The organism is Methanobrevibacter curvatus (assembly GCF_001639295.1).
Taxonomy (GTDB): Archaea; Methanobacteriota; Methanobacteria; order Methanobacteriales; family Methanobacteriaceae; genus Methanoflexus; species Methanoflexus curvatus.
In genome coordinates this window covers 1-14,692 of sequence record NZ_LWMV01000201.1, presented here as the reverse complement: position 1 = coordinate 14,692, position 14,692 = coordinate 1, and the positions used below count along the sequence as shown (strand labels likewise).

Sequence of the window (14,692 nt, the reverse complement as noted above, 5' to 3'; positions counted from 1 at the left end):
TTGTTTTAAATAGCTTTTGATCAAACTTTTTCTAAAAGTTTGTTTTAAATAGCTTTTGATCAAACTTTTTCTAAAAGTTTGTTTTAAATAGCTTTTGATCAAACTTTTTCTAAAAGTTTGTTTTAAATAGCTTTTGATCAAACTTTTTCTAAAAGTTTGTTTTAAAGATTAATGTATTTAAATATTAATTAAAATTTCCGATTGTTAAATTTTTAATAATATTATAAAAAATTTATAGAAGTTATAGAAATAATTAAATCAACTAAAGTTTTATAAAAATTAATGAAAATGTGGAGAAAATATGAATTTAAAAGTAAACACCTGGAAAGTAAAACTTGCTATTGTGCTCATTATATGCTCAACACTCATTTATAGTTTTACAATTTATCGATTTGGTGAAATAGAACATACTATATGGTATATTTTAATTGATCTTGGATTTATACCATTAGACATTCTTATTGTTGTATTATTTGTTGAGGATATTATAGATAGGAAAGAAAAAGAAATGATTATTGAAAAAATGGATATGCTGATGAGTGTTTTCTTTTCAGAAATTGGAGATAAATTATTAACTAACTTTAGTAAAATAGACCAACATAATGAAAAAATTCATCAAACTCTTTTAAAAATAAAAAACAGCACTAACAAAGAAATAAAACAATACTTAAAAAATTTAAGAACACAGACTCATGAATTTAGCTTAGTATTGCCTAAAGAAAATGAAAAAGAATTTCTTTTATCACTTCAAAAGCTGTTAAAAGAAAAAAGATATTTTTTAGTAAGAATGTTAGAGAACCCAAATCTTTTAGAAAAAGATTCATTATCTGACTTACTACTAGCTATTTTCCATTTAGATGAAGAGTTAGAAAAAAGAGAAATTGAATCAATTATATATAAATCAGACATACAACACTTAATAGGTGATATTGACAGAGTTTACTTTGCTCTAATATATGAATGGATCACACATTTATATTACCTTAAATTAAATTATCCTTATATGTTCCATTTAGCTTTAAGAACAAACCCATTTGATAAAGATGCAACAATCGAAATTTTAAGATAAAAAGAATTTAAAAACAGAAAAAACATTAAAAAACACACAGAAAAAAGAGAAAATAGCTGATTACACTTAAATAAAGAGCAAACAATCTATGGATAAAATTTGGCTTAGATAAATTAATGATATTGCCAAGTTAGTGCAATATAAGTTGTATAATTTCGCAGTTATAAAAATTTAAGTCAAAAAAAAAATTAGATGCTGATAGTTTTTAAATTTTCTTCAGAAGCACCAATTTGAACAGAGCAAGGATTGCGACCCATTTGCAAATAAAATTTATTAACCCTTTCAATCATATTAGAGTACTCTTTTTTAGAAATTTTAATATTATTAACTACTGTATTTTCAGGCATTTGACCATTTAAATTTTTATAATTGATTATATTACCAACCATTTTGCGATAGTCGTCTATACTTAAATGTGTCATAACATCTCAGAAATAATTAATTTTAAATTAATTTAAAAATATTAAGAAATTAATTTCTTTTAAAATTTTTAAAAAAAAATATTAATTGTAATATTAATTATATAATAATTATAATGTTATAATATATAAATATTTTTAAAAATAATATTTCACTAAAATATTTATTAAATAATAAGTTTTAATAAAATAATTTCTATTTACTAAGTATTATTTAATTGATAATATAAATATAATATAAATTAATTAAAAAGAAAAAAGAAAGTATGAATGATTGCAATAGAAAAAATAAATGAGTTAAATAAATAAAAAATAAAATATAGAATAAAATATAGAATAAAGACAGAAAATAAAGATAAATAATAAAGATAAATAATAGATAAAAATATATTTTATTATCTCTATTGATTAATTATGGGATTCAATATCCTCATTTGAATCATTATCAACTACTTCCTGATTTTTTTTAACAACTGTTACTGTACTGACTTTATGACCGTCTTTAAGGTTAATAAGTCTGGAACCTTGAGTTACTCTGGCACTGGATGCAGTTTGTTCTAATGGGAATCTAACAACAATTCCATTATCACTTACAATAATTAAGTCTTCATCACCATCAACAGATTTAATTGAAACTACATTTCCTGTTTTAGGGGTTTTCTTCATGGATTTTGCTCCTTTTCCTCCCCTATGTATTAATCTGTATTTTTCAACTGGTGTTTTTTTACCATAACCATTTTCACTAACAACAAGAATTTGTTTTCCATTTTGAGTTATTTCACAACCTACAACAATTCCTTCATCCATTTTAATACCTCTTGAACCTGAAGAAGTTCTTCCAGTGGCATGAACTTCTTTTTCATCAAAATGAACAGCTTTTCCATTAGAAGAAGCAATAAATATCTGACTATTACCATCGGTTTTTTTAACACTTATCAATGAATCATTTTCTTTTAATTTAATGGCTATTTTACCAGTTCGCCTGATTTTTTCAAATTCCTCTAATTTTGTTTTCTTAATTAGCCCTTTTTCAGTTACAAATAAACAATAACTAGATTTTTCATCCTTGTTAACTTTTAAAATTGCTGTAACTATTTCTTCTTCATCTAACTCTAATAAATTAACAACTGGAAGTCCTTTTGATTGTCTTGAAGATGTTGGAATCTCATATCCTTTTAATCTATATACTTTTCCATTGTTTGTAAAGAACATTAAGAAATCATGGGTGTTCATTTGAATCATATTCTCAACAAAATCCTCTTCATTTACCCCCATTCCTTTAACACCAACTCCTCCACGGTTTTGGGTTTTGTATGTGTCTCCACTCATACTTTTTATATATCCTTTATTGGTTAAAGTAATTATAATGTCTTCTGGAGGTATGAGAGATTCATTTTCAATAGATTCAAAGGCATTCATATCAATTACAGTTTTCCTCTCTGATGCAAATGTCTTTTTAACTTCTAATAGCTCTTCTTTAATAATATTTAAAACCTTTTCATCAGAGTCTAAAATTCCTTTTAATTCTTCAATTAAATTTAAAACATTTTTCAATTCATCACTAATTTTTTGTCTCTCTAAAAGAGAAAGACGTCTTAGTTGCATGTCTAAAATAGCTGTACTTTGCTTATCAGTTAAATTAAATCTTTCATTAAATGTTTTTTTAATTTCTTGAACATTTTTCCCTTCTTTAATTATTTTAATAATTGCATCAATGTTATCTAGAGCAATGTTTAATCCTTCTAAAATATGGGCTCTTTTTTCTGATTTTTCTAAGTCAAACTTAGTTCTTCTAATAACAACAGTTTTCTGATAACTAATATAATAATTTATTATTTCTAAAAGATTTAATCGTTGAGGTCTATTGTTAACCAACATCAAAAGATTTATACTATAATTTGACTGCAGTTGAGTTTTTTTATATAAGTTATTAAGTAATACATTTTCATTGTATCCTTTTTTAACATCAATGACTACTCTTATACCCTCCAATGTAGATTCATCATGAAGATTTGATATTCCTTGAATTTCCTTATCTCGAACTAACTCTGCTATTTTAGTTATTAATGCTGTTTTATTAAGTTGATATGGGATTTCAGAAATTATTAACTTAACTCTGTCCTTTTTTTCCTCAATATCAACTTTTGATTGAATTGTTATAGTTCCTTTTCCAGTTTCATACGCACTTCTTATTCCCCCTACACCTAATATTTTAGCAGCAGTTGGAAAATCAGGTCCTTTAATATATTCCATTAACTCTAAAACATTAATATCTGGTTTATTTATGTAGGCAACACAACCATCAATAACTTCCCCTAAATTATGAGGAGGAATATTAGTAGCCATTCCAACGGCTATTCCCATACTCCCATTTACTAAAATATTTGGAAGCCTTGAAGGTAAAACAGTAGGTTCTCTTCTTTGACCATCATAGTTGTCTGTAAAATCAACTGTGTTTTTGTTAATATCCTTTAACATTTCCATAGCTATTTTAGCAAGGCGAGCTTCTGTATATCTGTAAGCCCCTGCTCCATCACCGTCGATAGAACCAAAATTTCCATGCCCATCTATTAAAGGATCACTGTAAGTAAAATCTTGAGCCATTCTAACCATGGCTTCATAAATTGCTGAATCACCATGCGGGTGGTAGTGGCCCATAATTGCTCCAACAGCATTGGCAGACTTTTGATGTTTTTTATTAGGAAGCATTCCCTCTTCAAACATTGTGTATAAAATACGTCTATGAACAGGTTTTAATCCATCTCGAACATCTGGAATAGCTCTTGAAACTATAACACTCATAGAATAATCTAAAAATGAGTTTTTAACTTCTGAAGATATGTTTATTTTGCTAATATTCTCATTTAATTCATTATTGTAATCGTCATCATCATATGAATAATTCTTATTATCATATGAATAATCCTCAATATTATCTACATTTCTTTCTAAATTCTTCTTATCATTGATATTATTGTTGCCATAATCCTTGTCATTAATATCATTGTTCTCATTATTCTCATTGTTGCTCTTTTCATTGTTGTTATCGACCATTTTATTAGCTCCTTAAATTGATTATACATCTAAATTTCTAACATTTAAAGCATTATCTTCAATGAATTTTCTTCTTGGAGCTACTTCTTCACCCATTAAAATTTGAAAAGTTTCATCCGCTATTATAGAATCCTCTAACTCAATATTCAAGAGATTACGAGTATCAACCTTCATAGTAGTCTCTCTTAGTTCAACAGAGTCCATTTCCCCTAAACCTTTCATTCGACTAATTTCATATTTAGTATTTTCACCTAAGGTGGCTAAGTATTCATCAAGCTCATTTTGATTTAAAACATATTTATTAGTTTTTCCATGACTTATTTTAAAAAGTGGAGGTTGTGCAGCATAAATATGACCAGTTTCAACTAATGGCTTAAAAAATCTGTAAAAGAATGTTAAAAGCAAAGTCCTAATATGAGAACCATCTACATCTGCATCAGTCATAATAATAATTTTATCATATCTAAGTTTAGCAATGTCAAATTCTTCACCTATTCCAGTCCCAAATGCAGTTATTAAGCTTCTTATCTCTTCATTTCCTAAAACTTTATCAATCCTTGATTTTTCAACATTTAATATTTTACCACGAATAGGAAGAACTGCTTGAATTCTTGAGTCTCTGCCTTGTTTAGCAGGTCCTGCAGCTGAATTTCCTTCTACAATAAATATTTCTGTTTCTTTAACATTTTTACTAGAACAATCTGTTAATTTACCCCATTGGGAAGTGAGCTCTAAACCACCTTTACGACGAGTTAATTCTCTTGCTTTTTTAGCAGCTATTCTTGATTTTGAAGCATCAATTGCCTTTGAAACAATAACTTTGCCTTCTTCTGGATTTTCCATTAAAAATCGTGCAAACCCATCTGCAAATATTTTTGAAGCTATTTCTTTAACCTCATAGTTTCCCAATTTAGTTTTTGTTTGTCCTTCAAATTGAGGGTCTGGATGTTTAACCGAAATAATCATAGTTAAACCTTCTCTAACATCCTCCCCAATAATTGTTTCATCTTTATCTTTAATTATTTTTTTTTCTTTACCATACCTATTAATTACACGTGTTAAAGCAGGTTTGACTCCATCTTCATGAAAACCACCTTCAGGAGTCTTAATATTATTAACAAATGAATAAATAGCTTCAGAATAGCCTTTATTATATTGAAGAGCAGCTTCCACGACTATATTGTCTATTACATCTTCTACATGAAAAATACTTTTATGGATAGGGGTTTTAGGCTTATTTAAAAGCTTTACATATTCTTTAATCCCACCTTCAAATTGAAATTCATCTACCCTTTCTTCATTTCCTCTTAGATCTTTCAAAACAATTTTTAAATTTTTATTTAAAAATGCTAATTCTCTTAAACGTGCCCTTAGTGTTTCATAATCTAATTCAACAGTTTCTTTAAAAATAGATGAATCAGGTACAAAAGTTACCTCTGTTCCACTTGCTTCTCCATCATATGAGTCAATTATTTCAAGTTTGTTTTTTACTTTTCCACCATTTTCAAAGTTCATGAAAAAAATCTTACCATTTTGATAGACTTTTACTTCTAAATAGCTACTTAAAGCATTAACAACACTGGCTCCAACTCCATGAAGACCACCTGAAACCTTATATGTTTCTCCATCAAATTTTCCACCAGCATGTAAACGAGTTAATACTGTTTCTACAGTTGAAACACCAGTATCTGGATGAATTCCTGTGGGAATCCCACGTCCATTATCCTTAACTGTGACAGAGCCATTGTTATTTAATTCAACAGAAATTACACTTGCAAATCCAGCTAATGCTTCATCAATACCATTATCTACTATCTCCCACACTAGATGGTGAAGTCCACGACTACTAGTAGAACCAATATACATTCCTGGTCGCTTTCTAACAGCATCTAAACCTTTTAAGATTTTTATATCATCAACACTATAATCTCCTTGATTACTCATGTTTTTCCTCCAAAAAGCATTAAAATAAGATAATTAAATTAGAATATAAATCATCATAAAGTATTATTAAGTTAGTATTAGATTATAAATAGATATTAGATTATTAAATAAATATTAGATTATTAAGTTCATATAATTAAATTAAATATAAAATTAAACATAAATTATTATTAAATTGAATACTAAATTAGATATTAAATAAACTACAATTGAGTAAAATTGAAAAAATTTCAAATAAAATTTAAACTTTTGTTTATAACAATAAGTTCATAAAATTAAGATTTTTATTAAATAAAAATTAAGATTTATGCAAATTTTTTTCCAAACACTAATAGAAAAAAATATATTTATATTAATTGATTGAAACTATAAACTACAAATACATATTTGTTTATTATAATATATAAATATTGTTCCTTAAATTAAAATTTTCTCATGAAAAAATATCATAATTTTAAATTTTAGTATAAATTTATATATAATTTTTGTTTTAATTGATAATAACAGTAACTTTTTAAAAATTAACTTAGAGTAATTATTATTTTATTTTAATTGTTTTAAAAAATTTGAAATAAAAATTTAGAAGAAAAGTTAAGAAAAAATAAATAAAAAAAACATAAAAAACATAAAAATAAGTAAATCAAACATAAAGGAAAATAAAGTGTTTTGATAAATAATTAATAAATAATTAAAAAACAACAAAATTAAAAAATAACAAAATTAAAAAACAATAAAATTAAAAACAAAGTGAAAAATTACAAATCTTCTTTTGAATTAAGGTTTTTAAATGTTTTTAAGTTGAAATTATCCTCAATTTGAACAAAATAGCTATTAGAATTAAGTATAAATGATTTTAAATCTAATACATCATTATTCAATAACTTTTCCATTGAATATAAGTCTGATTTTGAATATATTGAATGTAATGTCTGTGAATTTATAATTTTCTCATCAAATTTTTGATATTTTTCACTAATCTTCTTATTTTTACTAATAGCTATTTTTTGATAAGGAATAATTGAATCAAAATAGAAATTTTTCTCTTTAATTTTGAAAATTTGGTCAATAAAGCTAGGGTCAACAAAAGGAGAGTCACATGGAAGAACAAGTGCATAATCTGAACTTATATGTTTTAAACCAGTAATTATTCCAGACATTGGACCTTTACTTTTAACTTCATCTTCAATATATCTTATTTTATATGAAAAAAAGCTATTTTTATCTAATTTATTTTCATCAAAATATTGATTAAGAATTTTTTTGTATAAATTAATCCGGTTTAAATCATTTAAAACAATTAATACTTCATTTACTTTATTATTTAAAGATAGTAAAATGTGTAAAATCATAGGCTTTTCTAAATAGTTCATAGACCCCTTGTCTTGACCCATTCTCCTACTTTCTCCACCACATAAAAGTATAACTGATTTAAAAATTTTAAACACCTAAAAAAAATAAGATTAAATAAAAAAATAAATAAAAAATAATAAAAAAATGATAAAAATGAATAATAATAAAATAAATAAAAAATGATAAAAAAATAATAATAAAATGAATAGTAATAAAATAATTAAAAAATTAAAGAAAAAGGATAAATTTATTCCAAAGTAGGGTAATTAGGGCTTTCATTGGTAATTAAAAGGTCATGAGGATGACTTTCTTTAATTCCACTGGAAGTGATTCTAACAAAATTCGCTAATTCTTGCATTTTTTTAATGTCTTTGGCACCACTATAGCCCATAGATGCTTTTAATCCGCCAACCAATTGGAAAATAACTTCATTGATTGTGCCTTTATAAGGAACAACCCCTTCTACACCTTCAGGTACTAATTTGGAATGTTTCATATGTCCTTTAATTTCTTGGAAATATCTGTCTGCTCCACCACTAAAACCACCAGTCATAGCACCCATAGATCCCATCCCACGATATTGTTTGTATTTTCTTCCATTCATAACAACAACATCACCTGGAGATTCATAAGTACCTGCAAGTAAGTTTCCAAGCATCACAACATCAGCACCAGCACCAATAGCTTTTGCAATATCTCCAGAGTATCTTAATCCTCCATCTGCTATTACTGGAACATCATAATTACTTGCAACATCTGCAACCTTAGAAATGGCTGTTAATTGAGGAACACCAACACCTGCAATTATACGTGTTGTACACATAGATCCTGGACCTATTCCAACTTTTATTCCATCTACACCTTGTTTAATCAATGCTTCAGCCGCCTCACCAGTTGCAATATTTCCAACAATCAAATCTGCATCAATGTTATCTTTTAAGGTAGATACAAATTCAACAACCCTCATATTATGAGCATGAGCACAATCAACAGCTATTATATCTGCTCCAGCCTCATCTAATGCTACAGCACGCTCTAAATCAAATGGTCCAGAAGCAGCAGCCACTAATAATTTACCATTTTTATCTTTAATGGCATTAGGGTTTTCTTTTTGTTGTAAAATATCTTTAATAGTAATTATTCCAACTAATTCATCTCCACGAACAACAGGAAGACGTTCAATTTTATTTTCATAAGCAATATCTAAAGCTTCAATAGGAGAAATAGATTCTTTAACAGTGACCACATCAGAAGTCATTATGTCTTTAACAGCCTTATTAGAGCCATTGTTCAAAAATGGAACAATATCTCTTTTAGTAATAATTCCTATAAGCTTTTTCCCTTGGATAACTGGAAGACCATTAATTCTTTCTTCTTCCATTATGTCTTTTACAGTGCTAAGTGAAGAATCAGCAGTTGTTGTCACCACATTTCTAATGGTTAACTCACCAGATGACTTGACTTTTTTTAGTTCCTCAACTTCCATCTCTAAAGTCATGTTTCTGTGTAAAACAGCCATTCCACCTTCATGAGCCAGTGCAATAGCTAACTCACTTTCAGATACCGTGTCCATTGCTGCAGAAATAATTGGGATGTTTAACTCATGATTTGTTGAAACCCTTGTTCTAGTATCAACATCTTTAGCCTCAATCCATGATTCATTTGGAGCGAGCAAAAGGTCGTCGTAAGTAAATCCCAACTCTGCCTCTTGTAATTTTTTTGAATACATAATCTTTTATCCTTTTTATTAAAAATAATTATATTAAAAATGTGAAAATCTAGTAAAATGAAAAAAATGAAAATTTTTTATAAAAAATAAACTATAAATAAATAAAAAATAATTTAAACGAAAATAAATAAAAAAATAAAAAGAAAACAAATAAATAAAAAACAAATAAATAGAAAATATAAACTTAAATCAAATGAAAAAAAATAGCTATTTAAATGAATCTAAAAATGATTTTAACTCTTTAACAGCATCTCTGTGAATTTTACCAGTATTTCTGTCTCCACCAACACATGCTACACCTCTAACACCAACTATGTCACATCCCATATCATAAAGATCTTTTAATTGTTCTTTTTTAACAGAACCTGCCAATGCAGTTTTTAAGCCATAGCCATGTGCTTCATCCACAAATATTTTAAGTTTTTCAAGGGGTAAATGATCAAACAATGTTTTACCATCTTTAACAGCAGTATCAAGCATGGCAATATCTGCTCCAGAATCATTAGCAACAGATGGAATCTCCATAGGATCAATTGCTCCAATTCTATGAGCATCAGCATAGCCTGAAGCCACTACAATTGAATCTTCATTTTCTCCTTTGACTGCTTTAACTATCCCTTCCATAACTTCCACAGCTTCTTTATGATTTTTTGTTCCAAAAAGTCCGCATTTAATATAATCTGCTCCAGCAGTTAATGCTCCATAAGCCGCTAAAGAAATTGTTCCTGGTTTGTAAGGAACATCTCCTAATGTAGCACTTACCAACATATCCTTTGGAGTCATTTCCCTAATTTCTTTAATGACCCATGGGAAATTAGCACCAAGAGATCCTTCTTTAGGGTTTTTAACATCAACAATATCTGATCCACCTTCAATGGCTTCAACAGCTTCTTCTTTATCTATAGGACTAACTAATAGAAGCAATATTTTTCCTCCGCTGTAAAATAATTTAAATAAAAAAATAATTATAAACAAACAAAATAATTATTGAAAAATAAATTGATTATTATAAAAAAATTAATAGTATAATAAAAACGAAAACATAGTTGAATTTAATAGTTGAATTTAATAGTTGAATTTAGGTATTAATTTATATAAATTTATATTAATTTAAACATATGATACACATTATATAAAAACTTTTATATTTTTTTAAATTAATGAAATACAATTATTTTAATTTTGAGATATTTTCATTTAGAGCAAACTTAAAATATGACTTTAATTAATTTTTTATAAATATGTTTTATAAATATATTTTTTTATTAAAAATCAAAAAAATTGGATTAATAATTGAAAAGTAATTATACAAATAAAAGCGATCAAATATTGAAGAAAAAAAGTATAAAACTACATGAATACAATTCTAGTTAATTTTCCAAATCATTTAAATTATTATAAGTTCCTCCAGCTAAATCTATATGTATTACAGGTAGTTTTCTTTCCAATCACAGTTGTCATAAATATCTAACCCTTCAAATAGCTTTTTACTTCCTTCAAATAGTTCTTTTAGTGTGCTGACTAGCAATGATTTTCCAAATCGTCTTGGTTGTGAAAAAAATTAATCCTACCAAATTTAGTTAATTTAAGAATATCTTCTGTTTTATCCTAACAGAAGTATTAGAAGAAATATACAATCAAATCTTATCAACTTAAAGGAAACAATGAAGGATTTTACCATAGTCTATTCTTAATTGCTTTATACTTATTTGGTATATCTGTTTTTATAATATTAATTATTTTAATGATATTAAGTAATAACTTATTCATAAGATATTATTAATAACTATTAATTAATTATATTAATTAATAACTTATTTATCTTTATTTATAATGTCAGCTAAAAGATTTCCTGCAACTCCAACATTTTCTGGTTCAATTTCTCTTATTAAAACTGTTATTGTAGACTCTGGACGATTATAAGTCTCAGCAGTTAATTTAGTTAAATTTTTTACATATTCTCTTTTTTTATCAATATCTAATGGATTACCTTCAATTATTACAACAGGCATATTATTCTCTCCTTTTTGATTTTTTGCGAAATTAAAGTTAAATAGATTAAATAAGTTAAGTAGATTAAATAGATCAAATAAATTAGTAGATTAAATAGATTAAGTAGATTAAATAGATTAAGTAGATTAAGTAGATCAAATAAATTAATAGATTAAGTAGATTAAATAGATTAAGTAGATTAAATAGGTTAAATAAATTAAATAGGTTAAATTAAATCCGAGGATTATAATACTTTTTATAATCTTTTTTATAACTCAATTTACATCTATTAAATGGTTTGTGCAAAATTCGAAATCTAAGTCTAAATTTAGTTAATTAAGTTAAAATAAGAGTTATAAAATTATAATAAGTTTATTATAAAATTAAACATAAATATTCAATAAAATTCTATTTTAAATAAGATTAACATCTATTTATTAAAAATATTTGTTTTTAAATATTTATTTTTTATAAAACATATATTAATAATATATACACATATTTTAACATGTTTTAATTAAATATCTGTTTTTACAAAAAAAATAATCATTACACCTCTCTTAAATATTATTAAAAGAAGATGTAAACTGAGTTTAAAGAAAAATTATAAAAACTTCATATACTTTTTACTTATCCTTACTGGGCTTATATTTTTAAATGTCTTATTGATTAATCAAATTTGGCTCATTAAATCAGAAAAACCATACCAAATAAGATCATCCATATCATCATTGTCTGGATTATCCCTAAACTTTTCAATTAGATTAATAACCTTATTACACAATGCCACAACTGCTTCACGACCTTCATCATCTTTAAAGTCATTATCATATTTCCAATCAGCAAAATAATATCCCATAATTAATCACCACATTATGTTTTTTTAAATATTTTAATTAATTTTAATTAATAAATATAATTAGATAAATATAATAAATATAAATGAATTATAACAAATTAAAAAATTTAATAATTAAAAATTTTTAAACTCACAAGCAATATCATCTTTTGTAAAAGCTAAAGCTAAATAAATATGATTTTTACTTTTATATTTATTATAATATTTACGGTCTTCAATTTGATTAAATGCTTCATTTATCATTTTATCTATAGATTTTTCAGAGGAGTATTTAATTTCGGTAATTACAATTTGATCATCAATTTTAAAAACAGCATCAATTCTACCAGCATAAGTTAATACTTCTCCTTGTATTTCTATTCCAAATAAATAAAGAATTATTAAAAATATAGAATGATAAAAACCTTCATTTGTTCCTTTAATTAAATAAGGTATTTGATTATATATCTCCTCTAAAACATTTTTAAGCCCATTAGACTCATTATTTAAAATATAATCATATATATTCTCTTTTAATTGATCTAAATGTTCATTACTTAAATTTGTATACTCTTCCACTAAATTATTAATTAAAGAGTCTTTAACTTCAAAGTTTGGAATATCTAAAACATATTTAATATTTCTATTAACCTTTTTTTCTTCTTTAATAGTTAAATAGCCAGTTTGAAACAATAATGAAATAATACCAATATTGTCAATATCAAATGTATTAAAGCTATTTTCTGATACTGTTATAGATTCTAATATTGGTTTCAAATCATTATTTTTCTTTAGAATATTAATTAAAAAACTTGGAGTTCCTGTTTTAAACCAATAATTAGAAAATTTCATTTTATTAAATAAAAGCAATGTAAAAAATGGATTATAAACATTAGTCTTCCCATCCCAACTATAGCCATCATACCAATAATTAATCTCATTTAACACTTCAGCCATATTAAGGGATTCATTTTCTCCTAACTCTAGAATATAATCTTTAAAATATTCTTCTAATTCTGTGTGAGTATAACCACAAATAGCTCCATACTTTTTATCTAATGTAATATCATCAGGATTATTTAAACCAAAAAAAATAGATGTGTTAGTAAATTTAGAAACACCTGTCAAAAAAACAAATTTTAAATACTCATCATTTGACTTTATAACTTGATAAAAACTATGAAGTACTTTACGATTAGCCTTTGCTACTTTTAAATCATCAATATAATCAATGATTGGTTTATCATACTCATCGACTAAAACAACAACCTTTTTATTGAAAAATTCATTAATTTTTTCAAGTAATTCCGAAAATTTACCAGATAAATCTCTATTATTTAATATGATTGAGAATTTTTGTGCAGTATTATCAATAAACTGCATTAATGAAAATCTTAAATCATCTGGACTTTCATAGCTCATTTTTGCCAAATCAAACACTATTACAGGGTATTGTTCATCCCAATTCCATTTATCATAAGCATAAAGCCCCTCAAATAAGTTTTTATTGCCTTCAAATAGCTCTTTTAATGTAGAAACAATCAATGATTTTCCAAATCTTCTTGGACGTGAAAGAAAATAATTTTTCCCTAAATCCACCATTTTAAATATGTAATCTGTTTTATCTACATATATATAATTATTTTCACGTATTTCTGAAAATGTTTGAATTCCAACAGGCAATTTCTTCATGTTTTAAACTCCTATTTCCATATATTATTAAAAAAAAAAATCTAGAAAATATCTAAAAATATCTAAAAATCTAAAGTCTAGAAAATATCTAAAAATATCTAAAAAATATTATTTCTTTATAATATTATATTTATGAAAATAAAAATATAAATAGTTTATTGTTAAATTTTAATGATGTCAAATTAAGAAATGTTTTCTATTTTTCCTTTATTTTTCTATTTTTGATATAATATTCTTTTTTTTAATCTTTTTAAAGCAAATAGCTTCATATTAATTTTTATTAAAATATTTATTATTTTTATTAATTTAAATGAATTTAATAAATTTAATAAGCTTAGTATAGGAGATTTAAAAAGGTTAAATTCACATTTAAAAAAATTTAGACCAATAAATTTTTATTTAAAACAAATAATTATAATATTTTTTATAAATTATCAGGGTGTCTGAAAACCCATGAAAAAATATGGGTTAAAATCCATTAAAATTTTAAATTGAATAGCAAATAAAACTAATTTAGTAAAAGTACAATTGTATAATTTTGTAAATTTAAATTAAAGGTCAATTAAATCGAAATATTTAAATATAATGAAATATATATTGTTATT

Annotated in this window: 10 protein-coding genes and 1 pseudogene; 1 reads left to right on the top strand and 10 read right to left on the bottom strand. The window is 25.1% G+C overall.

Translation table 11 applies throughout. The features are described 5' to 3' along the window. Nucleotides 1-301: 301 nt before the first annotated feature. A complete protein-coding gene (locus tag MBCUR_RS08155; protein ID WP_067092422.1) occupies nucleotides 302-1,069 on the top strand; it encodes a hypothetical protein in 768 nt (255 codons plus the stop codon). A 188-nt stretch (nucleotides 1,070-1,257) separates the two neighbouring features. Here the strand turns inward: MBCUR_RS08155 and MBCUR_RS08150 are convergent, their stop codons facing one another. The 10 genes and pseudogenes from MBCUR_RS08150 to MBCUR_RS08110 form a co-directional block, all read right to left on the bottom strand. After that, nucleotides 1,258-1,491: a pseudomurein-binding repeat-containing protein gene (locus MBCUR_RS08150; RefSeq protein ID WP_067092421.1), complete on the bottom strand. Its 234-nt coding sequence runs from the start codon at nucleotides 1,489-1,491 to the stop codon at nucleotides 1,258-1,260. 405 nt (nucleotides 1,492-1,896) lie between these two features. Next, on the bottom strand, nucleotides 1,897-4,542 hold the full coding sequence (gene gyrA / locus MBCUR_RS08145; protein ID WP_084269643.1) for a DNA gyrase subunit A: 2,646 nt from the start codon (nucleotides 4,540-4,542) through the stop codon (nucleotides 1,897-1,899). Nucleotides 4,543-4,563: 21 nt separating this feature from the next. Further along, nucleotides 4,564-6,486, bottom strand: a complete 1,923-nt coding sequence (gene gyrB, locus MBCUR_RS08140) for a DNA topoisomerase (ATP-hydrolyzing) subunit B (RefSeq protein ID WP_067092420.1) — start codon at nucleotides 6,484-6,486, stop codon at nucleotides 4,564-4,566. Nucleotides 6,487-7,241: 755 nt separating this feature from the next. Beyond that, a complete protein-coding gene (locus MBCUR_RS08135; protein WP_281190573.1) occupies nucleotides 7,242-7,931 on the bottom strand; it encodes a molybdenum cofactor guanylyltransferase in 690 nt (229 codons plus the stop codon). 152 nt (nucleotides 7,932-8,083) lie between these two features. Continuing rightward, nucleotides 8,084-9,565: an IMP dehydrogenase gene (guaB, locus tag MBCUR_RS08130; protein WP_067092418.1), complete on the bottom strand. Its 1,482-nt coding sequence runs from the start codon at nucleotides 9,563-9,565 to the stop codon at nucleotides 8,084-8,086. A 207-nt stretch (nucleotides 9,566-9,772) separates the two neighbouring features. Next, on the bottom strand, nucleotides 9,773-10,489 hold the full coding sequence (locus MBCUR_RS08125; protein WP_067092417.1) for a (5-formylfuran-3-yl)methyl phosphate synthase: 717 nt from the start codon (nucleotides 10,487-10,489) through the stop codon (nucleotides 9,773-9,775). 502 nt (nucleotides 10,490-10,991) lie between these two features. After that, nucleotides 10,992-11,114, bottom strand: a pseudogene (locus tag MBCUR_RS10695) (AAA family ATPase); the annotation flags it as partial. A 265-nt stretch (nucleotides 11,115-11,379) separates the two neighbouring features. Then, entirely contained in the window at nucleotides 11,380-11,577 is a 198-nt protein-coding gene (gene dmpI / locus MBCUR_RS08120; protein ID WP_067092416.1) for a 4-oxalocrotonate tautomerase DmpI, read from the bottom strand. A 653-nt stretch (nucleotides 11,578-12,230) separates the two neighbouring features. Continuing rightward, nucleotides 12,231-12,416 (bottom strand): hypothetical protein, encoded by a 186-nt coding sequence (locus tag MBCUR_RS08115; protein WP_067092415.1) that lies wholly within the window; start codon nucleotides 12,414-12,416, stop codon nucleotides 12,231-12,233. Between the two features lie 114 nt (nucleotides 12,417-12,530). Further along, entirely contained in the window at nucleotides 12,531-14,087 is a 1,557-nt protein-coding gene (locus MBCUR_RS08110; RefSeq protein ID WP_067092414.1) for an ATP-binding protein, read from the bottom strand. Between the last annotated feature and the right edge of the window lie 605 nt (nucleotides 14,088-14,692).

What these genes read in the sequence shown, in the direction of transcription:
- gyrA (WP_084269643.1), bottom strand. Translation starts at nt 4,542, where the DNA reads ATGGTCGATAACAACAATGAAAAGAGCAACAATGAGAATAATGAGAAC.
- MBCUR_RS08150 (WP_067092421.1), bottom strand. Translation starts at nt 1,491, where the DNA reads ATGACACATTTAAGTATAGACGACTATCGCAAAATGGTTGGTAATATA.
- guaB (WP_067092418.1), bottom strand. Translation starts at nt 9,565, where the DNA reads ATGTATTCAAAAAAATTACAAGAGGCAGAGTTGGGATTTACTTACGAC.
- MBCUR_RS08115 (WP_067092415.1), bottom strand. Translation starts at nt 12,416, where the DNA reads ATGGGATATTATTTTGCTGATTGGAAATATGATAATGACTTTAAAGAT.
- MBCUR_RS08110 (WP_067092414.1), bottom strand. Translation starts at nt 14,087, where the DNA reads ATGAAGAAATTGCCTGTTGGAATTCAAACATTTTCAGAAATACGTGAA.
- MBCUR_RS08155 (WP_067092422.1), top strand. Translation starts at nt 302, where the DNA reads ATGAATTTAAAAGTAAACACCTGGAAAGTAAAACTTGCTATTGTGCTC.
- dmpI (WP_067092416.1), bottom strand. Translation starts at nt 11,577, where the DNA reads ATGCCTGTTGTAATAATTGAAGGTAATCCATTAGATATTGATAAAAAA.
- gyrB (WP_067092420.1), bottom strand. Translation starts at nt 6,486, where the DNA reads ATGAGTAATCAAGGAGATTATAGTGTTGATGATATAAAAATCTTAAAA.